This window comes from Streptomyces sp. ACA25 (assembly GCF_028200735.1).
In the GTDB taxonomy this organism is placed as follows: Bacteria; Actinomycetota; Actinomycetes; order Streptomycetales; family Streptomycetaceae; genus Streptomyces.
On record NZ_JAQKPV010000001.1, the window covers coordinates 691756 to 714074 of the forward strand.

General features: G+C 71.8%; 17 protein-coding genes and 1 tRNA gene. 12 read left to right on the forward strand and 6 right to left on the reverse strand.

Features of this window, described 5'->3' with window-relative positions:
* Positions 1-2: 2 nt before the first annotated feature.
* Entirely contained in the window at positions 3-1289 is a 1287-nt protein-coding gene (locus tag PJ985_RS03165; protein WP_271681920.1) for a helix-turn-helix domain-containing protein, read from the reverse strand.
* Positions 1290-1702: 413 nt separating this feature from the next.
* On the opposite strand from PJ985_RS03165, the gene PJ985_RS03170 reads away from it, so the two are divergent.
* The 6 genes from PJ985_RS03170 to PJ985_RS03195 all read left to right on the forward strand — a co-directional run bounded on the left by PJ985_RS03170 (position 1703) and on the right by PJ985_RS03195 (position 9536).
* On the forward strand, positions 1703-2377 hold the full coding sequence (locus tag PJ985_RS03170; protein ID WP_271681921.1) for a hypothetical protein: 675 nt from the start codon (positions 1703-1705) through the stop codon (positions 2375-2377).
* A 215-nt stretch (positions 2378-2592) separates the two neighbouring features.
* Entirely contained in the window at positions 2593-4812 is a 2220-nt protein-coding gene (locus tag PJ985_RS03175; RefSeq protein ID WP_271681922.1) for an NADP-dependent isocitrate dehydrogenase, read from the forward strand.
* 370 nt (positions 4813-5182) lie between these two features.
* Entirely contained in the window at positions 5183-6517 is a 1335-nt protein-coding gene (locus tag PJ985_RS03180) for an ABC transporter substrate-binding protein (RefSeq protein ID WP_271681923.1), read from the forward strand.
* Entirely contained in the window at positions 6514-7494 is a 981-nt protein-coding gene (locus PJ985_RS03185) for a carbohydrate ABC transporter permease (protein WP_443033375.1), read from the forward strand. Before PJ985_RS03180 ends, PJ985_RS03185 begins: the two co-directional genes overlap by 4 nt.
* Positions 7494-8336 carry a carbohydrate ABC transporter permease gene (locus tag PJ985_RS03190; RefSeq protein ID WP_271681924.1) on the forward strand — a complete coding sequence of 281 codons (843 nt, stop codon included), beginning with the start codon at positions 7494-7496 and terminating at the stop codon, positions 8334-8336. Before PJ985_RS03185 ends, PJ985_RS03190 begins: the two co-directional genes overlap by 1 nt.
* Before the next feature lie 15 nt (positions 8337-8351).
* The gene (locus PJ985_RS03195) at positions 8352-9536 is read left to right on the forward strand and encodes an ABC transporter ATP-binding protein (protein WP_271681925.1); all 1185 of its coding nucleotides are present in this window, start codon (positions 8352-8354) and stop codon (positions 9534-9536) included.
* Between the two features lie 101 nt (positions 9537-9637).
* Here PJ985_RS03195 and PJ985_RS03200 read toward each other — a convergent pair whose 3' ends face one another.
* Both PJ985_RS03200 and PJ985_RS03205 read right to left on the reverse strand, forming a co-directional pair.
* A complete protein-coding gene (locus tag PJ985_RS03200; RefSeq protein WP_271681926.1) occupies positions 9638-11188 on the reverse strand; it encodes a hypothetical protein in 1551 nt (516 codons plus the stop codon).
* A gap of 20 nt (positions 11189-11208) precedes the next feature.
* Positions 11209-13176 carry a hypothetical protein gene (locus PJ985_RS03205; protein WP_271681927.1) on the reverse strand — a complete coding sequence of 656 codons (1968 nt, stop codon included), beginning with the start codon at positions 13174-13176 and terminating at the stop codon, positions 11209-11211.
* Positions 13177-13339: 163 nt separating this feature from the next.
* Here PJ985_RS03205 and PJ985_RS03210 point away from each other — a divergent pair, with 163 nt between their 5' ends.
* The 5 genes from PJ985_RS03210 (at position 13340) to PJ985_RS03230 (ending at position 19615) form a co-directional block, all read left to right on the forward strand.
* The gene (locus PJ985_RS03210) at positions 13340-13870 is read left to right on the forward strand and encodes a GNAT family N-acetyltransferase (protein WP_271681928.1); all 531 of its coding nucleotides are present in this window, start codon (positions 13340-13342) and stop codon (positions 13868-13870) included.
* Positions 13871-14096: 226 nt separating this feature from the next.
* Positions 14097-14876, forward strand: a complete 780-nt coding sequence (locus tag PJ985_RS03215) for a hypothetical protein (protein WP_271681929.1) — start codon at positions 14097-14099, stop codon at positions 14874-14876.
* On the forward strand, positions 14873-17020 hold the full coding sequence (locus tag PJ985_RS03220; RefSeq protein ID WP_271681930.1) for a bifunctional serine/threonine-protein kinase/ABC transporter substrate-binding protein: 2148 nt from the start codon (positions 14873-14875) through the stop codon (positions 17018-17020). Before PJ985_RS03215 ends, PJ985_RS03220 begins: the two co-directional genes overlap by 4 nt.
* Before the next feature lie 66 nt (positions 17021-17086).
* The gene (locus PJ985_RS03225; RefSeq protein WP_271681931.1) at positions 17087-19282 is read left to right on the forward strand and encodes a bifunctional serine/threonine-protein kinase/ABC transporter substrate-binding protein; all 2196 of its coding nucleotides are present in this window, start codon (positions 17087-17089) and stop codon (positions 19280-19282) included.
* Between the two features lie 111 nt (positions 19283-19393).
* Positions 19394-19615: a DUF2945 domain-containing protein gene (locus tag PJ985_RS03230; protein WP_271681932.1), complete on the forward strand. Its 222-nt coding sequence runs from the start codon at positions 19394-19396 to the stop codon at positions 19613-19615.
* Positions 19616-19659: 44 nt separating this feature from the next.
* On the opposite strand, the gene PJ985_RS03235 is transcribed toward PJ985_RS03230, so the two are convergent.
* The 3 genes from PJ985_RS03235 to PJ985_RS03245 form a co-directional block, all read right to left on the reverse strand.
* Positions 19660-19736 (reverse strand) — tRNA-Met (locus PJ985_RS03235).
* Positions 19737-19816: 80 nt separating this feature from the next.
* Positions 19817-20677 carry a PASTA domain-containing protein gene (locus tag PJ985_RS03240; protein WP_271681933.1) on the reverse strand — a complete coding sequence of 287 codons (861 nt, stop codon included), beginning with the start codon at positions 20675-20677 and terminating at the stop codon, positions 19817-19819.
* A gap of 329 nt (positions 20678-21006) precedes the next feature.
* Complete coding sequence (locus PJ985_RS03245) at positions 21007-21483, reverse strand: MarR family winged helix-turn-helix transcriptional regulator (RefSeq protein ID WP_271681934.1); 477 nt, start codon at positions 21481-21483, stop codon at positions 21007-21009.
* A 95-nt stretch (positions 21484-21578) separates the two neighbouring features.
* On the opposite strand from PJ985_RS03245, the gene PJ985_RS03250 reads away from it, so the two are divergent.
* Positions 21579-22136, forward strand: a complete 558-nt coding sequence (locus tag PJ985_RS03250; protein WP_271681935.1) for a YceI family protein — start codon at positions 21579-21581, stop codon at positions 22134-22136.
* The last annotated feature ends 183 nt before the right edge of the window (positions 22137-22319 follow it).

The window sequence follows — 22319 nt, forward strand, 5'->3', positions numbered from 1 at the left end:
TTCTACGGAAGGGTGAGGGGTAAGGACGTGCTGAGCCGCGGTGCCAGCGCGCGCACCGCGGGGTTGCCCGGATGGCGGGACAGGATCCGGGCGAGGCGGCGGAGATCGGCGGCGATGGTCGCGGAGCTCACCGCGGTGGCGCTGTCGATCAGCCGGCCGGCCAGCTCACAGGCGTGGTCGATCTCCCCGGCCGCGGCGTGGGCCAGCGCGCGGCGCACCCCGTAGCGGACCTGGGTGCGGAGGGCGTGTGACGGCACCTGGGCCAGTTGCCGGTCCAGGACCTCTGCCGCCTCCTGGGGGCGGCCCAGGTCGTACAGGCACCAGCCCGTGATCATGCCGACGGGATCGGGCAGGTGCATGCTGCCGATGACGGGGGCGCCGCCGGATTCCGCCTGTTGCGCGAGAAGGGGGCGGGCCCGGTCCAGGCTGCGCAGGCAGGAGTCCCGGTCGCCTGCCATGGCGTGCCCCTGCGCCTCCCGCTGGGCGGCCAGCCCGCGGATCCGCGGCGGCAGGGCACCGTCCTGGGCCCGCTGTGCCAGCGCCACGGTCTCCCCGGCCTCCTCGCGGTACAGCGTGACCAGCGCACGGCGCACCAGCGCGTATCCGGCAAGCGTCCGGTCACCGCCGGCGGTCGCGAGGTCGACGGCCCGCTGGGTCCACCACAGGGCGGCCCGGTCGTCGCCCGTCTCCTGGACCAGCCATCCGACGTACTCGGCGTAGCGGGAGCCCAGGGCGAGCAGCTCCTGCCGGTTGCGCGGGTCGGCGGAGGCGGAGACTTCCCGCAGCGCATGGGTCTGGGCGATCAGCCCGGGGAGCAGGAACCCGGGACCGACTGTCTGGCCGAGCCGCCGGTAGTGGTCGAACAGTGAGCGGGAAGCCGCCAGCAGCTGTTCGCTCCCGGTACCCGGCAGAGCGTTCGGTGTGCCGCCGCCCAGTTTCATCAGCGAGGCAGCTCCGGCGGCCACCACCTCTCGTCTGCCGACGGGCTGGAACCAGCTCGGGCCTTCTGCGGACAGCTGCATCGTCCATACCTCCTCGTCGATGCTTTCTGTTGCTGGAAAGTCGGGGGCGCCGGGAGTTTCCGGGAGCAGGGAAACAAGTTCCCCGTCCGCCGCGAGCGTGGCATCGCACAAACGGGCGAGATCCCGGCTGGGGGCTTTGAGGCCGCGTTCGACCTTGCTCAACTGGGCCTTGCTGTAATGGACCTTCCCGGAAAGACCGGTGAGGCTGAGTCCGGCGAGAAGACGCCGTTTCCGAAGCTCCTGTCCGAACGCAGTGGACGGCTGCATCACGTACACCTCCGTACCGTCCATCCGGGGGAACAGGGGTGCCGCACGACAGACTGCGGCAGCTGTCACCGGATGGACAAGGCGAATGCGGGTGTTTCCCGTTTCCTGATCGGAAGACAACGCGCTACGGCCCGGTGTGTCGAGAGGGCCGGATCGGTGGCGTGCGGCATCACGCGGGCGTGGGAAGGGGGCCGGTCGCCGTGGCGGTTGCTCGGAGCGGGAGCGGCTGACCGTGGCGCCACAGCGGCCGGGTGGCCCGGGTGGCGGCGGGGAAGCCGGCGGCCGGGGCCGGGTGAGGCAGCCGGGGCGGGACCAACGGCCCCGGGGCGGCGCCTCGTCGGCCCTGCCACCGGGAGCGTCCGGGGAGCGAAGGTATGGGGGACAGCGCAGAACGACAATATGAGGAGCTCATCGTGACGGGACGTCTGAGGATTCTGGGTGTGGTGCTGGGCCTGATCGGCGCGGTGTTCCTGGTCGCCGGCGGCGTCGCCTACTCCCAGGTGCAGGACGGGTACGGCTCCCTCCAGTCGTTCAGCGAGGTGCAGGACGTGAACCTCACGTACAACGACGAGGGGCAGCTCATCGACCGGGGTACCACGGAGGGTGCCGACGCCATCAGACAGCTGCTGGAGGAGGACTGGGGCTACCCGGTCGTCGAGTCGGACCTCGACCCCGATGACCCGCTGGTGAACACCGCCACGGAGTACATGTACCAGATGGCTACCGTCGGTTACCACGTCCTGAACGGCACGCACACGGTGGAGCTCGAAGAGGCCGTCGAGTACAACGGTGAGACCTTCGAGGCCGGGACGCACGAGTTCAACATCGACGGCCGTTACTGGAACGACTTCGACCGTGAGCACCCGATCGAGGGCCCGGCCCGGGAAATGGCCTGGACGGGAACCGTGCACGGACTGTTCGGTGAGCTCGGCGTCGGAACCGTCACTCACTCCGCCCTCCAGATGGGACTGGCCCTGGCCGGCCTGTTCGCCGGCATCGGCGTCACCCTGGTGATCGCCGGAGGCGGCGTGGTCTGGGTCAGCTACGGCCGGCGCCGGACGGAAGCCAAGGAGCCCGCGGCCGCCTGACACGCCCCGGCAGTGGCCGGACCCAGCGGAACGCATCGCAGCGGCGAGTGTCCCGGAACCAGAACATCCGGTCCCCGGGACACTCGCCGTCGGCATGCCTGTCCGCCCCCGGGCAGGCGTGCCGGGGGCGCGGATCGTGGGGTCCTTTCGCCAGGGGGACCTCCGGGAGATATCTTGATGTCGAGCTATGTTGCAGACGTGGAGTGGAGTATCCGATGACTGACCCGACGATCATCTACACACACACCGATGAGGCGCCTGCCCTGGCGACCTATTCCTTCCTGCCTGTCGTGGAGGCGTACGCCTCCACGGCTGGGGTCGCCGTGGAGAGCCGCGACATCTCTCTGGCGGGGCGGATCATCGCGAGCTTCCCCGAGCGTCTCGAGGAGAACCAGCGCATCGATGACGCACTCGCCGAGCTCGGTGAGCTCGCGAAGACCCCTGGTGCCAACATCATCAAGCTGCCGAACATCTCCGCTTCCATTCCCCAGCTGAAGGCCGCGGTCGCCGAGCTCCAGGAGCAGGGCTACGCGCTGCCGGACTACCCGGACGACCCGAAGACCGACGAGGAGCGCGAGACCCGCGCCCGCTACGACAAGGTCAAGGGCAGCGCCGTCAACCCGGTGCTGCGCGAGGGCAACTCCGACCGCCGGGCCCCCGCGTCCGTCAAGAACTACGCCAAGGCGCACCCGCACCGGATGGGTCAGTGGAGCGCGGACTCCCGGACGAATGTCGCGCACATGACGGCCGACGACTTCCGCTCCACCGAGAAGTCCGCGGTCATCGCCGAGGCGGGCTCCCTGCGCATCGAGCTGGCCGGGGACGACGGCAGCACCTCGGTGCTGCGCGAGTCGGTACCGGTACTCGCCGGCGAGATCGTCGACGCCTCCGTGATGCGCGTGGCACCGCTGCGCGAGTTCCTCGCCGCCCAGGTGGCCCGCGCCAAGTCCGAGGGCGTGCTGTTCTCGGTGCACCTGAAGGCCACCATGATGAAGGTCTCCGACCCGATCATCTTCGGCCACGTGGTGCGGACCTTCTTCCCGAAGACGTTCGCCGCGCACGGCCAGGCGCTCGCCGCGGCCGGCCTGAGCCCCAACGACGGGCTCGACGGCATTCTCAAGGGGATCGAAGGGCTGCCCGACGGTGCCGCGATCAAGGCGTCCTTCGAGGCGGAGCTCGGCGAGGGCCCCGAGCTGGCGATGGTCGACTCCGACCGTGGCATCACCAACCTGCACGTGCCGAGCGATGTGATCGTCGACGCCTCCATGCCGGCCATGATCCGCACCTCCGGCCACATGTGGGGTCCGGACGGCGAGGAGGCCGACACGCTGGCGGTCCTGCCCGACAGCAGCTACGCCGGTGTGTACCAGGTCGTGATCGACGACTGCCGCGCGCACGGCGCCTTCGACCCGTCGACGATGGGCTCGGTGCCGAACGTCGGCCTGATGGCGCAGAAGGCCGAGGAGTACGGCAGCCACGACAAGACCTTCGAGATCCCCACCACGGGCACCGTGCGGGTCGTCGACGAGGCGGGCACCGCCGTGCTCGAACAGACCGTGAGCACCGGGGACATCTTCCGCATGTGCCAGACCAAGGACCTGCCGGTCCGGGACTGGGTCAAGCTCGCCGTCACCCGCGCCCGCGCGACCGGCAGCCCGGCGGTGTTCTGGCTCGACGAGGGCCGCGCGCACGACGCGAACATCATCGCCAAGGTCAAGGCGTACCTGCCCGAGCACGACACCGAGGGCCTGCGGATCGAGATCATGACGCCGGTCGAGGCGACCGCGTTCTCGCTCGAGCGGATCCGCCGGGGCGAGGACACCATCTCGGTCACCGGCAACGTGCTGCGTGACTACCTGACCGACCTGTTCCCCATCCTTGAGCTGGGGACCAGCGCGAAGATGCTGTCGGTCGTCCCGCTCATGAACGGCGGTGGACTCTTCGAGACCGGGGCCGGCGGCTCCGCGCCCAAGCACGTCCAGCAGCTGGTCAAGCAGAACTACCTGCGCTGGGACAGCCTGGGCGAGTTCCTCGCGCTCGCCGTCAGCTTCGAGCACCTCGCGCAGACGACGGACAACCCGCGTGCCCAGGTGCTCGCCGACACCCTGGACCGCGCCACCGCCACCTTCCTGAACGAGGACAAGTCGCCCAGCAGGCGGCTGGGCGGCATCGACAACCGCGGCAGCCACTTCTACCTGGCGCTGTACTGGGCCCAGGAGCTGGCCCGGCAGACCGAGGACACGGAGCTGGCGAAGCTCTTCGAGAGCCTCGCCCGGACGCTGGCCGAGCAGGAGGGGACCATCACCGACGAGCTGATCGCGGTGCAGGGCTCCCCGGCCGACATCGGCGGGTACTTCCGGCCCGACCCGGCCAAGGCCGCCGCGGTCATGCGCCCGTCGAAGACGTTCAGTCAGGCGCTGGCCATCCTCGGCTGAGCCGCCGCAGGACGAGCTCCCGCTGCCTCCGGGCGGCGGACGAGGGCCCATGCTCCCCGAAAGGGAGCATGGGCCCTTCGGCGTGCGCGGCGCCCCCTGCCCGCCCCCTCCGGCACCGGCTCCTCCCGGGTGCGGGCACGCGCCCCGGCCGGGCGCAGAACCGGTGGAGTGAAGCGGCCGGAGCGGGGTACCCCGCCGCGGACCCGACCCGCTGACGACACGGGCACCCGGGCAGCCGACGGTGCACGTTCCCTTGACGTAGGGTGCATATCCACGCAAGGTGCCTCATAACAGGCGTCATCCGGGTGGCGGCCGTTCTCGGGGCCGGAGCTGCTCGGGGCAGGAGCGCAGGCAAGGAGGCCTGATCGCGATGGGGAAAGCGCGTATAGGGACGAGGCCCGGCCGGCCACCGAGGCGCCGGCTCGCCGCCGCAGCCGGTGCCTCGGTGGTGGCGCTGGGGCTGCTGGCCGGATGCGGGACCGACGGCGGGGGCAGCGCCGTGGTCAACCTCTACCTCTCGCCGGAGGAGAGCCTCCCGGAGGTCGTCGCCCGGTGCAACGAGGAAGCCGACGGTGAATACCGCATCGTCTACCACGAGTTGCCGCGGGACGCGGACGGCCAGCGGGAGCAGCTGGTGCGGCGGCTCGCCGCGGAGGACTCCGGGCTGGACATCCTGGGCCTCGACGTCACCTGGATCCCGGAGTTCGCCGAGGCCGACTGGATCGAGGAGTGGACCGGCGAGAACCGGGAGGAGGCCGTCCGCGACGTCCTGCCGGGGCCGCTGGAGACGGCCACCTGGGACGACAAGGTCTACGGCGCACCGAAGAACACCAACGTCCAGCTCCTCTGGTACGACGAGCGCATCACTCCCGAACCGCCGGAGACCTGGGACGAGATGATCGAGATGTCCCAGCGGCTGCGGGAGGAGGGCGAGCCCTACCGGGTGCTGTTCACCGGTGCCCAGTACGAAGGACTGGTGGTCTTCTTCAACAGCCTGGTGGCCTCGACCGGCGGCCAACTGCTCTCCGAGGACGGCACGGAGGCGATCGTGGACGAGGGCGTGGTCGAGGCGCTGGGCATCCTCAAGGAGATCGCCGACTCCGGCATCACCGACCCTTCGCTGTCCAACCAGCAGGAGGACGAGGTGCGGCTCGCCTTCCAGGGCGGAGGGGGCGCCTTCCAGTTCAACTGGCCCTTCGTGTACGCCTCCTGGGCCCAGGAGAAGCCGGACGAGCGGGAGTACCTGCGGTGGGCCAGGTACCCGGTGGTGAACGAGGGCGACGAGAGCCGCGCCACCGCGGGCGGATACAACCTCGCGGTCAGCAGCTACTCGCAGAACAAGCCCGCGGCGTTCGAGGCCGCGCTGTGCCTGCGCAGCGAGGAGAGCCAGAAGTACCAGGCGCTCCTCTCCGGACTGCCGCCCAGCATCGACTCCGTCTACGACGACGAGACCCCGCTCGACCCCGACCAGCCCGCCGACCCGGAGACCAATCCGACGATGGTGACCGAGTACCCGCCCCGGGAGGACATCCGCGCGGCGCTCGAGACGGCCGCGGTGCGCCCGCTCACTCCCGTCTACCAGAACCTCTCCACCGTCACCGCCAAGATTCTCTCCCCGCCGTCGGCCATCGATCCCGAGCGGACCGCGGACGAACTGCGCGAGCAACTGGACGCGGCGCTCCAGGCCCAGGGGGTGCTTCCGTGACCACTTCCTCCGGCCCCGCCGCCTCCGGCAAGGCGGCGGAGCCGTCCCCCGGAAACGGCAACGGCACCGGAAACGGCAACGGCCGGAAGGAGATGAGCGAGGGCAAGCGCGCCGAGCGGCGGCTCGGCTGGCTGCTGTGCGCCCCGGCCGCCCTGGTGATGATCGCGGTCACCGGCTGGCCGATCCTCTACTCGATCTGGCTGTCCCTGCACAGCTACGACCTGCGCCTCCCCGACCAGCGGGAGTTCATCGGCCTGGACAACTACGTGGTCGTCCTCACCAACGACTTCTGGTGGACGGCCTTCAGCGTGACGATGATCATCACGGTCATCTCGGTGGCGATCGAACTGGTGCTGGGCATGGCGCTGGCCCTGATCATGCACCGCACGCTGCTGGCCCGCGGGCTGGTGCGCACCGCCACCCTCATCCCGTACGGCATCGTCACCGTCGTCGCCGCGTTCTCCTGGTACTACGCATGGACACCCGAGACCGGCTATCTGGCGGAGATGTTCGCCGGGGACTCCGCGCCGCTGACCGAACGCACCGCCTCGATCGCGATCATCATCCTCGCCGAGGTGTGGAAGACGACGCCGTTCATGGCCCTGTTGCTGATGGCCGGACTCGCGCTCGTCCCCGACGACCTGAACCGGGCCGCGGCGATGGACGGGGCCAACGGCTGGCAGCGGTTCATCAAGGTGACCGTGCCGGTCATGAAGCCCGCGATCCTGGTGGCGCTGCTGTTCCGCACGCTCGACGCGTTCCGGATCTTCGACAACATCTTCGTGCTGACCGGAGGGGCCAACGACACCTCGTCCGTCTCGATGATCACCTACAACAACCTGATCAGAGGGCTGAACCTCGGCATCGGCTCCACGATGTCGGTGCTGATCTTCCTCACGGTGGCGATCTTCGCCTTCCTGTTCGTGAAACTGTTCGGCACCGCCGCGCCCGGCAGTGACCGGGAAGGGGGCCGTTGATGACCGCGCACCGGCAGCCGCTCGCCCGGCGCAAGTCCACCTGGGTGTTCATCAACACCGTCGTCGTCATCTACGCGCTGCTCCCCGTGCTGTGGATCGCCTCGCTCTCCTTCAAGACCCAGGAGACGATCACCGACGGCAACTTCATCCCGCGCGAGTGGACCCTCGACAACTACGCCGACATCTTCTCCACCACCGAGTTCCTCCGGGCCCTGATCAACTCCATCGGCATCGGACTGATCTCCACGTTCATCGCGGTGGTGCTCGCGACCATGGCCGCCTACGCCATCGCCAGGCTCGACTTCCCCGGCAAGCGGGCGCTGATCGGGGTGTCCCTGCTCATCGCGATGTTCCCGCAGATCTCGCTGGTCACCCCGCTGTTCCAGATCGAGCGCGAACTGGGCCTGTTCGACACCTGGCCGGGGCTGATCCTGCCGTACATCACCTTCGCGCTGCCGCTGGCGATCTACACCCTGTCGGCCTTCTTCCGGGAGATCCCCTGGGAGCTGGAGAAGGCCGCCAAGATGGACGGCGCCACCCCCGTCCAGGCGTTCCGCCGGGTCATCGTGCCGCTGGCCGCTCCCGGCGTGTTCACCTCCGCGATCCTGGTGTTCATCTTCTGCTGGAACGACTTCCTGTTCGCCATCTCGCTGACCGCCTCGGAGAGCGCGCGGACCGTGCCGGCCGCCCTGTCGTTCTTCACCGGCGCCTCCCAGTTCGAGGATCCGACCGGCACCATCTCGGCCGCGGCCGTGGTGATCACCGTCCCGATCGTTCTGTTCGTGCTCTTCTTCCAGCGCCGCATCGTCGCAGGGCTCACCTCCGGCGCGGTGAAGGGCTGACAAGGGGTAACTGCCATGGCTGAGATTGTGCTCGACAACGTGTCCAAGCGCTTCCCGGACGGCGCGCTCGCGGTGTCCGAAGTGAACCTGACCATCGAGGACGGCGAATTCGTCATCCTCGTCGGCCCCTCCGGCTGCGGGAAGTCCACCACGCTCAACATGGTGGCCGGGCTGGAGGACATCACCGACGGCGAACTGCGCATCGACGGCGACCGGATGAACGAGGCCGCGCCGAAGGACCGGGACATCGCCATGGTGTTCCAGTCCTACGCGCTCTACCCGCACATGACGGTGCGCGAGAACATGGCCTTCCCGCTGCGGCTGGCCAAGGTGCCCGACGCCACCGTGCGCGAAAAAGTGGAGAAGACCGCGGCCGTACTCGACCTGCAGGAACACCTGGACCGCCGGCCCGCCAACCTCTCCGGCGGGCAGCGGCAGCGGGTGGCGATGGGCCGCGCCATCGTCCGCAGCCCGAAGGCCTTCCTGATGGACGAGCCGCTGTCCAACCTGGACGCCAAGCTGCGCGGCCAGATGCGCACCTCCCTGTCCCGGCTGCAGAAGCAACTCGGCACCACCACCGTCTACGTCACCCACGACCAGACGGAGGCCATGACGCTGGGCGACCGGATCGTCGTCCTGCAGGCCGGGCACGTGCAGCAGATCGGATCCCCCCAGCACCTCTACGAACAGCCCGTCAACCTGTTCGTGGCCGGCTTCATCGGCTCCCCCTCGATGAACTTCCTGCCCGTGACGGTGGAGGACGGCCGGCTGGCCACCCCGATAGGCGTCATCCCGCTCAGCGACCGGCTGCGCCGTCACCTGGAGGCGGCCGGCGCCCCGCATGAGCTCATCGCCGGCATCCGGCCGGAACACTTCGAGGACGCCGCCCTGGTGGAGGAGCACCTCCGGGAGGAGGGCCGCACGTTCACCGGGCAGGTGGAGGTGCTGGAGTCCCTCGGATCGGAGAAGTACGCCTACTTCGAACTCGAGGGCGAGGGGGCGCACTCCCAGCAGCTCGCCGACCTCGCCGCCGTCACCGGCTCGGCCGACGTCCCCACCGGAGGCGTCGCCCAGCTCGTCACCCGGCTCTCCGCCGCCACCGAGGCCCGGGAGAACGCCCCGCTCGACGTGTGGTTCGACCCCGACCGGCTGGTGATCTTCGACCCGGAATCCGGCAGCAACCTCACCCGGGAGAGCTGATCCGGCTCACCGCGTCGCCCCGGGACCGACGGCCGGCCGGTACGGTCCCGGGGCGCCCCGGCCCGCTGCGCGTCGGGGCGCCCGGCGCCGGCCCCCGCCGCTCAGCGGACCGGGGTCACGTAGGTCTCCCCGCCGGCCCCGCCCGCCGGGAGCTCTATCACCGGAAGCGGCTTGCCGCCCGGGTCGCCGCCACGCTCCTCCGGGAAGGACAGCGTGCCGCTGGCCGCCTGCACATTCTCCAGTCTGAACAGCGCCTCTCTCACCCCGGCCGGCGTCGTCGGCTCCCCACGCTCCTGGCGCTCCCCATGGCCAGTCCGGATGGCCCGGACCGCGGCGTACATCGCGTCGTGGTTCGCCACCGCATAACCGTCCCGCAGCGCGGCCTTGACCTGGGCCTCCGTCCGGTGGCCCACGTGTTCGGCGAAGGCCAGGTGGAAGTGCTCGAACCCATTCGGTGCCGGTGAACCGGCGTCCTCCTCGCCGAACCACTGCGGATCCATTGCGGACGCCTGGACGATGGTGATCCCGTTCTCCTCCAGCCGGTCGGGCCGCGCCGCCGCACTCACGTCCTCCACCGGCCCGGTCTCCACGAAGAGCACGGAAAGCGGCTGCTGCGCCCGGCAGTCCCGCACGTGCAGGGCCTCCAGGAAGGCGTGCAGATCGCCGGTGCGTCCCGAGAAGAGCACCATCTCGGCGCCCGTGCCGCAAATGCTGTCAGTGATGGGCCGGAAAAGGCTTACCGGCCCGCTCGACCGGAGCGTTGTTCCGGAGAAGGACTTCCTCGGCATGACGTCGTCCTCCTGCTCCAGAAGCCGCGCGAACGCATCGGTCAGAGTGGCCACATGGAGGTCCGGGTCATTGCGGTCGGAAACCAGCATCGCCCGGCTCAGATCACCGCCGGCGGCCCGCACGTGCCTCTCCAGAGCGTTGACGAAGTCGGTGTTGCTGCCGGTGACCCGGATCATGCCGTCCCGCATCCTCATGTTCAGCCCGTCCGCGCTCGCCGACGAGGCGACGATCGGGATCTCATGGGCGGCGAGCTCCTCCGCGGCCGCCTGACTCGCCTCGGTACTGATGGACAGGCCCACCACGGCGACGAGCGGGGACTCGTCCCCGGCCATCGCCACCAGACGCTCCACCGCGGGCTCCCATGTCTCGTGCCGGCTGCCCGCGTTGGCGAGGTGCAGCTGCACCAGCGGCTGCTTGTCCCCCATGTCCGCCGTGTGGTTGGCACGCATCTGCGCCGTGTAGGCGCCCTGCAGGGCGTGCAGCACCCGCTGCGGAGCCAGCGGGCCGTTCTCCGCCGGGGTCAGCGTGGCGAGCAACCCGACCTTGACGTACTCGGTGTCCGCCGCCGCGACCCGGTCGTTCTCCGCCTTGATCAGCTTCTGCACGTCAGCGAACTCCGCGGCCGGCCCCGCCCCGTCCAGCGGGGCGAAGGCGTAGGAGCCGTCGGTGACGCCGACGCACTCGCCGCCCTCCCGGGTCAGCCCGGAGCCCCAGCCGCCGCAGTCGAGGCGCTCCGGAAGCACAAAGGCCAGAAAGGCGAGAAACCCGGCCGCTCCCGCTCCCGCCACCAGCAGGGAAACCCGCAGCCAGCGCCGCGGAGGGTTCTGCCACGCCTCGTCGGACGGGCCGGGGGAGAGGGGCATACGGGTCCTCGCATTCCGTGTCAGGTCCACCACTGCGCCTGCTGCTCGTACTCGGCGGCAGCCCGGTGCAGCACCACCAGCCCGTGCGGGGAGTGCGGAGCGAGAGCGCTCAGGGTGCCGGCTATCTGGGTGTGCAGAAACTCCCGTGCCACGCCGCCCGACGGGTCGTTGACGATGCGCAGGGCTGCCAGGAGGTGCACGATGCGGGTGGTCGTGACATCGGCGGAGGCCACGGCCGCCTCGTCCACCAGCTCGTGGAACAGGGTGTAGGGCTGCTCCAGGGAACGCCCGATCCTCCTGCTCGGCGCCTCGCTGGCGGCTTGCAGCAGGTCCAGCCAGTCCTGGCCCGCCATCTCCGGGAGGAGCCGGGCGAACTCCAGGGCGACGGTCGTCAGGTCGTCGGCGGCCAGCCGGTGGTACAGCTCTCCGGCCAGGTCTTCGTTCTTCCGGCAGAAGCCGCGCAGCCGCAGGTGCACCGTCGTCCAGTCCGCCGGGTCCGCCGGCGAGCGGACCGCGAGCCGGCGCAGCAGCAGCCGGCGCAGTACCGTCTCCCCGGCTCTGCCGCCGGGGCTCCAGGGCGCTGTCCGGCGGACGCCGTCCGCCCAGGCCGCGTCCACCAGGTCGGACTGGTGGCTCAGCCACAGCCCGTCGGCCGCCGTACGGGCGGCCGAGCAGGAGACGAACGCGTCGACCTTGGAGTCCTCGGCCGGCAGCAGCAGCCGCAGCAGCCCTTCCTCGACGGTCCGGGCCCCGGCTGCTCCCGGCGCCTCCGCCGACCGGAACCCCCCGGCGTACGGCAGCGGCTGCCGGAGCAGCTCACTCACACTGCTCGCGGGGTGCGGGAGGTCGGCGGCGGCAGCGGTCAGCAGGCCGGCGGTCGCCGGATGCCCGGCCGTGAACTCGTGCACGAGCCGGGCCAGCCGCCGGTCGACCCGGCCGTGACCGGACGCGCTGTTCATCAGCGTCTGGACGTCACCCCGGTCGAGGTCGGGAAGCCGGTAGCGCAGCCACGCGGGGTGGTCGCCGGGTGAGTCGCCGCCGGAGCCACGGACGACGTCCTCCAGCGGGAGCACGGGGCCCTCGCCCAGGCCGGCCGTCGGATCCTGGCAGGTGGCGATCACGGTCAGCGGCTCGGCACGGTCCTCGGCCGCCAGCGGCGGGGCGGCTTCCACGAACTGCCGGAGAAAGGCCCGGCCGGACGTGGTGTCGACATTGTCCAGGAGCAGCAGCGGCGTCTGCAGCCGGTGCACCCGTCGCGGGCAGTCCCGCAGGTCGGCGAGGAACGCCTCGCACAGCAGACCGGCCACCCGGTCCCGGGCCCCCCGGGCGCGCGGCCCGTCCGGGTCCTCGCGGGCTTCCCGCGCCCAGGTGTTCAGCTCGACGAGCGTGTCCTCCGCCTGGTCGTTCAGCCCGCGGTCCCGGTGCCCGAACCACCGCTGGGAGCGGCTGGTGAAGGTGTGTCCCGCCAGCGCGGCGACCGTGTTGAGCGGCAGCCGCAGCACGGAGACCATGACGCCCCATCGCAGGTCCACCTCCATCGGCTCGCCGGTGATCTCCGCCAGGAACCGCTGCGGCCAGCTTCCGCTGCGCCGTTCCCGCAGCAGCTGGGACACCGCCTTCCGTGCCTGCTCGAAGTCGTGGAGGCTGAGGTCCTGCTCCAGGACGAGCAGGGCGATGAGCAGCCGGGGGAAACGCAGCCTGCGGTAGCGGGGGCGGTAGCGGGCGAGCCGCCCGGCCAGCACGGACAGGGTGTGCGGAATGTCGTCGTACTGGGTTTCGGTGAAGTCGACGCGGCCGTAGGGCACCCACTGCTCGACCCGGGCGGCGATCGTGTCCAGCAGTATGGTCTTGCCGCTGCCGTGCCCTCCCTCGAAGACCGCGACCGGCCGTCGCCGGCCGGGAGGCAGCGGCCAGGACGGCTGGATCAGTGCGTGAGCCCCCCTGATGGCCACTTGCCGGTCGAAGACCGGCTGTCTCTTCTGCGCCATGCGTCCCCTCCTGACTGTTGAGCCTGTTACCGCTGGGCGGAGTTGACACGAAAAGCTGACGCTTTCTCACCAACTTGTTACGTACGGCACCGGCTTCCGGACGCCTGCCGGCCACGGCACAAATGCTGTTGCGTGAGCCCGGCCGGGCAGTCATCGTTCGGGCATGACGGCAGATCAGCGTGCGGCCCGGTGGCGGATCCGGGATTACCGGCCGGAGGACTGGGAGGCGGTGTCGCGTGTCCATGACGCGGCCCGGCTCGACGAACTGCGGGACTCGGTGGGCACCGAGGCGTTTCTGTCCCTGGCGGACACCTACGAGAGCGAAGGGCTGTTCGACGGCCGGGTGTGGGTGGCCGAGGAGACCGCGGGGGAGCGGCCCGGGGACGTGGTGGGTTTCGTGGCGCTGGACGAGGACGAGGTGTCCTGGCTGTATGTGGACCCCGCCCGGTACGGGGAGGGCGCCGGCACCGCTCTGCTGCGGCACGCGGTCTCCCGCGGAGGCCCGTGCGTCGAGGCCACGGTGCTGGCCGGCAATGAGCGGGCGATCGGCTTCTACCTGCGGGCCGGGTTCACGATCCGGGAGACCAGGAGCGGTCGTCTGGTGGGAAACGAGGCGTTCCCGGCGACCGGGCATGTTCTGGAGTACCGCGCTCCGGACGGACCGCGCGACACGCGGGCGCCGTCCGGCGAGTGAACGCGCCCGGCGCGTCGAGCCGGCTCACGTCGCTCCGCCGGCCGGGGGCGGGAGCCCCGGCGGCCCCGTGGGGCGTACGGTGCCGGGGCAAATTGCGGACGGCCGTCGCCGGGAGTGGGGTGCAGGGCCCGTGGTCGCCGCGTAGTCTTTCCGGCCGTGCCGCAGGGGACGGCACCACGTCGCACTGTGCTGTGGGGGGTTCGTGGGAAGCGCGAGAAGCAGGATCATGTGTGCCGGAGTGCTGGCGGGAGTGCTGCTGGCGGGATGCTCCGGCGGCGACGGGGCCTTACCGGACGCCCCGGAAGCCGGTGCGTCCGAGGAGTCCGGGGCCCCGGAGGGCGGCGGCGGGCTCGACTTCGTGCTCGATCCCGACCGGGTGCCGCAGGACGTACCGGCAGCCGTCGAGCTGGTCCGTGCCGTCACGGCGGACCCCGAGGCGTACGGCCCGGACTATGTGGCGCAGGAGCCCGCCGAGACCGATCCCGCCGGCTGGGCGGTACTCGACGCCGACTGCGCGTGGCAGCGCGAGCCGCTCCCCGACGGGGTACTCGCCAGCCTGACCCGGTACGCCGAGCTCCCCGCGGAGGACGGTGCCGGGCCGGTGCGGGTGTCGGCCGTGGTGACCGTGCACCGGGACACCCGGGGCGCGGAATGGGAGATGGCGCGTTCCGTGGAGGACGCCCTGCGCTGCCCGGACCAGCAGCTGCGCACGGATGAGTGGGTCACGGGCCTGCTCTCGCTGGGCTTCTCCCAGGGCACGCTGGGCAACGACTACGCCGAGGACTTCCTGACCGAGGCCGGGGAGTTCCACAGCGACGTGCTGGGCGGCCCGCACACCTTCGAGTGGACCCGGGGGCGGCTGGGACCGGTCACCTTCGCGGTCTCCGCCAGGGGGGCGGAGGGCCGCACCCCGCAGGAGATCAGCGAAGCGGGGACGCGCGCCGCCGGAAGCATGGCGACCCGCATCCAGCAGGTGCTGGAAGCCGACGAGGAGGACCGCGCGTGACCGGGCAGTTGCACCCGTCCGACCCCTCCTCCGTGGCCGGGTACCGGCTGCTCGGCAGGATCGGAGCGGGCGGGATGGGGGTGGTCTACCTCGGCCGCACGGAGGCCGGGGCACTCGCGGCGGTCAAGGTGATCCAGGCCGAGTACGCGGACGACGACGAGTTCCTGGCCCGCTTCCGGCGGGAGGTGTCGGCCGCCCGCCGGGTGGAGAGCGAGTGGGCGGTCCCGGTGCTGGGGGCCGACACCGAGGCGGAGCGGCCCTGGATGGCCACGGCCTACGTGCCGGGCCCGTCCCTCGCCGAGGCGGTCACCCGCTGCGGCCCGCTGCCGGCCCGCAGCGTGCGCGTCCTGGGCACGGCCCTGGCCCGCGCGCTGGAAGCGGTGCACGCGGCCGGTCTGGTGCACCGGGACGTCAAGCCCGGCAACGTGCTGCTCGGCCGGGACGGCCCGCGGCTGATCGACTTCGGCATCGCCCGCGCCGCCGACGCCACCACGGCGCTGACCTCGGCCGGAATGGTCGTCGGCACGCCCGGCTTCCTGGCCCCCGAACTGGCCGCGGGCGGCGGCGCGGAGCCGGGGCCGGCCGGTGACGTCTTCTCCCTGGGCTGCCTCCTGGCCTACGCGGCGACCGGGCGCCCGCCGTTCGGCACCGGCGCATCCGACGCACTGCTGTACCGGACCGTGCACGACGAGCCGGACCTGGAGGGTCTCGACGAGGAGTTGCGCCCGCTGGTGCGCGAGTGCCTCGCCAAGGACCCGGAGCTGCGCCCGGCTCCGCGGGAGCTGGCCGGGCGGCTGGCCGGGGACCCTGCGGCGGACCCGCTCGGCTGGCTGCCCGAGAGCGTGGTGCTGCTGATCGCCGAGCGTTCTGCCCGGATGCTGGACCTGCCGGACGTCGAACCCACCCGGGCCGAGCCCGTGGCGCCCACCGCCCGGCCCGGCCGGCGCCGCCTGCTCGCCGTCGCGGCGGGCGGCGCCGCGGTGCTCGCCGCCGGGGGAGGAGCCGCGGTGGTGTGGAACTCACTCCGTGGGGCCGGCGGCCCGTCCGCGGCAGCGGACCGGTGGATCATCGGCGTCCATGCCGACCTCTCCGGCCCCGGCCGGGTGAGCGGCCGGGAGCAGGAGCGCGGCGTGCGCCTCGCGGTCGAGGAGTACAATGCCCGGCCGGACCGGCTCTTCGAGCTCGCGGTGACGACGGCGGACGACGGCGGCAGCCCGGAGCGAGCCGTCGGGGCAGCGTCCGAACTGGCCGACGAGCCCCGGCTGCTCGCCGTGATCGGCCCCACCGGCGACCCGGAGGCAGAGGCCGCGCTGCCCAGGTACGAGGAGGCGATGCTGCCCCTGCTGGCTGTCTCGCCGGGGCACCCCTCACTCGCCGGCGTCGCCCTGCCGGGTGGACAGAGCCGGGTTCTGCTGCACCTGCGGCCCTCGGATCTGGCATTGTCCGTACCCATCGGCGTTCACCTGTTCGAGCAGGCCGGGGTGCAGCGGCCCGGGCTCATCCAGGACCGTTCCACGGACCTGGAGAGCAGTGCCGTCGCCCTGGCGACCAGCGTGATGGCACGCGACGCCGGGCATGTCCTGCACCCCCGGGTGGTGCCGCCCGGCGTGCACGAGGCGGAGGGTTTCGGGCCGGTCGTCACGGAGATGCTGGAGGCGGGCATCGACTCCTTCGTCTTCGCCGGTCTGCCCGAAGGGGCGGCGGCCGTGGCGCGCGAACTGGCCGCGGCCGGTTTCACCGGCCCACGGATCGCCCCGCAGAGTGTGCTCGACCCGCTCTTCCTGGAACAGGCGGGTGACGCCGCGGAGGGCTGGCTGGTCCACGCTTCCTTCGTGGACGCCGCCGGGCTGCCGGCCGCCGAGGGGTTCAGCACCGCCTACCGGGAGGAACACGGCTCGGGGCCCGGCTACCGGGCGGCTGAGGCGTACGACGCCGCCGGGATGGTCATCCAGCACCTGGCGGCCGCGGCGGCGGACGGCGAGATGCCCTCCCGGGCGGCGCTCGCCCCTCTGCTGCGGGAGAGCACCTATGCGGGCATCACGAAGGAGTTCGCCTTTGACCCGGACACCGGAGACTTCGCCGGGGAGGGCCGGTTCGCCCATGAGGTGCGGGACGGCCGCTTCACCTTCCTCGGCCCGGTCTGACCCCGCCCGGCCCGCCTCGGCCCGGCACCGGCCCGTCCGGTCCGGCGCGCTCGGGGGACCACGGCCGTGCGGGAGCTGAAGCCCTCCGACCCGCTGTGGGTCGGAGGGCACCGGCTGCTGCGCCGGCTCGGGGCGGGCGGCATGGGCGTGGTGTACCTCGCACGCTCACCCGGCGGTGCGCTGGTGGCCCTGAAGCTGATCCGCACGGAATACGCCGACGAGCCCGGTTTCCGGATCCGGTTCCGCCGGGAGGCGGAGCTGGCCGCTTCGCTGCGTGGCCGGTGGCTGGTGCCGGTCACCGCCGCCGACCCGCAGGCCCCCGAACCCTGGCTGGCCACCGCCTATGTCCCCGCGCCCTCCCTGGCCGAGGCCCTCGCGGCGCACGGCCCGCTGCCGCCGCACACCGTCCGGATCCTCGGTGCCCGGCTGGCCGAGGCCCTCGCCGAGGTGCACGCCGCCGGTCTGGTGCACCGGGACGTCAAACCCGGCAACGTGCTGCTCGCCCTGGACGGTCCGCGGCTGATCGACTTCGGCATCGCACGGCCCGTCGGGGCCGTCCCGCTCACCGCCTCGGGCGTGGTCGTCGGCTCCCCCGGCTACCTCTCGCCCGAGCAGGCGCAGGCCCGTACGGCGGAGACCGGCCCGCCCAGCGACATCTTCTCGCTCGGGTGCGTACTGGCCCACGCCGCGACCGGCCGGCGCCCGTTCGGCGGTGGCGCGGCGGCAGCCGTCCTGTACCGCACGGTGCACGAGGAGGCGGACCTCGACGGCGCCCCCGGGGCGCTGCTGCCCCTGCTGCGCGGCTGCCTTGCCAAGGACCCCGGCGACAGACCGACCGCCGGCCGGGTACGGGAACTCACGGCGGGCCCCGGACTGTCCCCGGACCCGAGGGAGGTCCCCGGCTCCGGCTCCCGGGCGACGGAGGAGGGCGGCTGGCTGCCGCCCGCGCTGCCCCGGCTCATCGCCGAGAGGTCGGCGCAGGCCCTGGACGTCCCGGTGCCGGACCCGACCCGGGCGGACGGCGCACCGGCGGAGGGGGAGCCCTCCGCCCCGGGCGGGCGGCCCTCCCGCCGGCGGCTGCTGGGTCTGCTGGTCCCGGCGGCCGGTGCCGCGGCGCTGGGCGGCGCGGCCCTGTGGGCCCGGGCGGCGGGTGGCGGGGGAAGGGGCGGGGCGGACGGTCCCCTGCCGCAGTACACCATCGGCCTGCACGCCGACCTGTCCGGCGGTAACGGCCCGGACGGTGCCGCCCAGGAACACGGGGTGCGCCTGGCGCTTCGGGAGCACCGGGCCAGGCCGGACCGCTCCTTCGATCTCCTCCTCGAGGTCCGTGACGATGCCGGGGACCCGGCGCTGGCCGCCCGGACCGCTGAGTACTTCGCCCAGCGGCCGGAGGTGGTGGCGGTGATCGGCCCGACCGCGGACGCCGTGGCCGAGGAGGCACTCGCGGTGTACGACGGGGCGCTGCTGCCGGTGGCGTCCGTCTCCGTCGCCACCACACGTGTCTCCAGCACGCGGTACCCGGGCTTCTTCCGGCTCCGGCAGTACGAGTCGTCGTACGCCGTCGCGGTGATCTCCTACCTCACCGAGCGGGAACGCAGCACCCGGACGGCGATCGTCGAGGACCGGGCGGCGGCTCCCGGCATTCGGCGGCTGGCCGCGAGCCTGACCCAGGTGCCGCCCGCGGAGGGCACCGCCACCAGCCATCCGGTCGAGGCCGGGAGCGAGGACTTCGGTGCCGTGGTGGAGGTGGCGCTGGCGACGGAGCCCGAAGGGCTGGTCTTCGTGGGGGACTCCCCGCACCGTGCCGCCGCCTGTGCCCGTGCGCTGCACGAGGCGGGTTTCACCGGTCCACGGGTGACGCTCGAGCCGGTCATGACGGACGCCTTCTTCGCCGAAGCCGGGGAGGCGGCCGAGGGCTGGGCCTTCACCGCCACTCATGTCGACCCGGCGGCACACCCGGAGGCCGGGGAGTTCGTGACCGCCTACCGCGAGCATTTCGGAGTGCGGGAAGTCCCCCGCCACGCGGCCGAGGCCTATGACGCCCTGCAGTTCCTCACCCACGGATTGGAAGGCCTGGCCGAGAGCCCGGCAGGCACTCCGCAACTGCGGGACGCCCTGCGCAGCAGGCTGTGGCGCATCACCCACGAAGGCATCACCAAGACCATTCGGTGGCACCAGCGCTCGCTGCACCTGGACCACGGGCTTTTCCACTACCGGGCCGAGAACGGCCGCCCGCGTTTCCTGGGCCCGCACCGGAGCTGAGGCGGCCCCGGAGCCCCGGAGCTGAGGTGCCCCCTGCCGGAGGTGCGGACCCTGCCCGCGTGCGGAGGCCGGGCCCCTGCCGGAGCATGGCTGATACGGGAGGTGAGAGCCATGAGCGAGGCGAAGAAGTTCCGCAAGGGCGACAAGGTCACCTGGAAGAGCCCCGGAGGTGAGACGAGCGGCGCGGTGGAGGAAGAGATCACCGAACGCACCGAGGCGGCCGGCCGCACGGTGGACGCGTCACCGGAGGAGCCGCAGTACCGGGTGCGCAGCGACAAGTCCGGACGGGACGCCGTGCACCGGCCGGAGTCGCTGACGAAGCGGGACGACTGAGAAACGCCGCAGGCCCGGCACCGAAGTGCCGGGCCTGCGGGCCGTGGTAGCGGGGACAGGATTTGAACCTGCGACCTCTGGGTTATGAGCCCAGCGAGCTACCGAGCTGCTCCACCCCGCGTCGTGTGTGGATCATCCTACGGCATCCGCGGGGCACCGGGGACCGGCCCGCAGGCCCGGCACCCGCACGCCGTCACCCGGCTATCCGGACGGGAGCTCTGCTCCGTTCCGTTCGGGACATCCAGGGCCGGACAGCGCCACATACAGGCGGACGCTCATGACCTCCCGGTAGGGGGCTTTCCTCCCCGGCTCGGGGGACTGGAAGCAGACCAGCCAACTCGCCGCGTCGTCGGGGTCGTCGACGTTGCTGTAGGCGCTCGTCGCGGAGATCTTCTGCACGCCGAGCGCCCGGACCACCGCTGCCGCCTGGGCGTAGCTCTTCCCGGTCAGGTCCGGGAAGCCCGGCCACTCGACAGCGGGCTGCGGGCTGTCCGGGCAGGAGTCGGTCATCGGGACGACCCCGAGGTTCAACGTCGGTCTGCTCAAGGTCTCGGAGGAGGAGCCGGCATCCTCTTCCTCGTCCGGCTCCTGCCCTGCCACCGGCTCCCCGTCCGTGCCTGGCTCCTCCCCCGTCTCCGGTGCGGCCGGGTCCTCCGCTTCCCCGCCCCCCGTCTCAGCTTCCGGGGACTCCGCTTCCGGGAACTGCGGTTCTTCCTCGGCGTCCGGGAACTCCTGGAAGCAGACGTGCCAGGCGCCCTCCGCCCAGGAGATCGCGTCGTTCTTCCCCGAGGCGTTGTGCGCGACGGGGGTGAATCCGTCCAGACGCGCCTTGGCCCGGGCCTCGTCGAGAGGAAGTTCCAGATAGTCCGGTTCGCCGGTGGACGGGTCCGGGGGCGGAGTCACGGTTTCCGTCGTCAGCGGCGACGCCATGGGGTCGGCGTCGAGCGAGCCGCAGGCCGCCAGGGACATCACGAGCGCCACCGTCCACGCAGCGCGGGCCGGGGTGACAGTGCGCCGGTGCAACCGCCGACGGGGGTGCGCGGACGGTGGAGAGGTGGGCATGGCGCGGCTCCTGTCTGGAGGAGAGGACGGGCAGGGGGCGACAGGAGGTGGCGGCTCGGTCGTCCGCCGGGGCGCGCACCACCGTCCGGCAGGCGGGGTCAGCAGGGCCGGCCGCGTCGAGGAGGGGAGGTCATGGCCGGAACCATGCCGCAGTGGTGGCCATTCAGCGACCCGTTGTCACAGGCTGTTGTAGTCCTGTGACGTGCGCATCCGGGGCGAGGGGCGGAGCGGGGCCGGATGCGGCCCCGCCGGGCGCGCCCGGCGGGGCGGCTGCGCCTCGCCCGGGGATGCCGCGCCGGTGCGGCCCTGGTAGCGCGCCGGTGCGGGTGTTACGGCGCGGACTGCGGAGCGGCGGTGTCGAGCCGCTGGAGGACGGTGGTGGCGAGCTGCTCCAGCAGCGCCACCTGCTCGGGGGCGAGCTGGTCGAAGAACAGCCGGCGGGTGGCCTCGACGTGGCCCGGTGCGGCCTCCTCGATGGCGCGGCGGCCGTCCTCGGTGAGGGCGATGAACGCTCCTCGGCGGTCGTCCGGGCACCCCTCGCGGCTGATGAGGCCGCGTCGCTGCATCCGGGTCAGGTGGTGGGACAGGCGGCTCTGCTCCCAGTGCAGGCTCCGCTGGAGCTCGAACGGCCGCAGCCGTCCTTCCGGGACGTCGGTGAGGTGCACGAGGATTTCGTAGTCGGCCAGTGACAGACCGGAGTCGGTCTGCAGCTGCCGGTTGAGGTGGGCGGCCAGACGGCTCTGCATCCGCTGATAGGCCCGCCAGGCACGCAGTTGGTCCTCGTCGAGCCATCGGGTGCTGTTCATGGGTCCCATGGTACTCGGAATAAATGACGCGTCATGTACCTTGGAGTGTGTAGATGACACGTCATTCAGTTCACGTCCCGGCACGGAGGAAACTCATGACCACCTCGACCGATCTCACCCAGCTCACCGGCACCTACACCATCGACCCGGACCACACCCGCCTCGGCTTCAGTGCCCGGCACGCGATGGTGACCAAGGTCCGCGGCGCGTTCAACGAGTTCGAGGGCACCGCCAGGCTCGACGGAGCGAACCCGGAGAGCTCGGAGGTCCGGCTGGCGATCAAGGCGGCGAGCATCGACACCCGGAACGGTCAGCGGGACGAGCACCTGCGCAGCAACGACTTCCTGGCGATGGAGTCCCACCCGGAGATCACCTTCGTCTCCACCGGAATCCGGCAGACCGCGGACGCGGAGTTCGACGTGACCGGTGACCTGACGATCAGGGGTGTCACGAACCCGGTCACCATCCCCTTCAGTTACGAGGGTGCGGCGACTGACCCGTTCGGCAACCTGCGCGTCGGTTTCGAGGGCTCGGTGACGATCAACCGCAAGGACTACGGCGTCACCTGGAACGCCCCGCTGGAAGCAGGCGGCGTGCTGGTCAGCGAAAAGATCGGGCTGGAGTTCGAGGTTTCCGCGATCAAGGCCGGCTGACGACGGCACCAGGGCCGCCTGTCCCCGAGCCGCCTGTCCCCGAGCCGCCTGCCACGCCTCCTGGCGCGGCCGGCGGCTCGGCCGTGCGTGTGCGCGTTCGTTTGCACGTGCATTTCCCTGGATATGCCGGCCCGGCCGGCCGATCCCCGCACTTCTCGGGTGGGTGACGGCCGGAGACTGAGA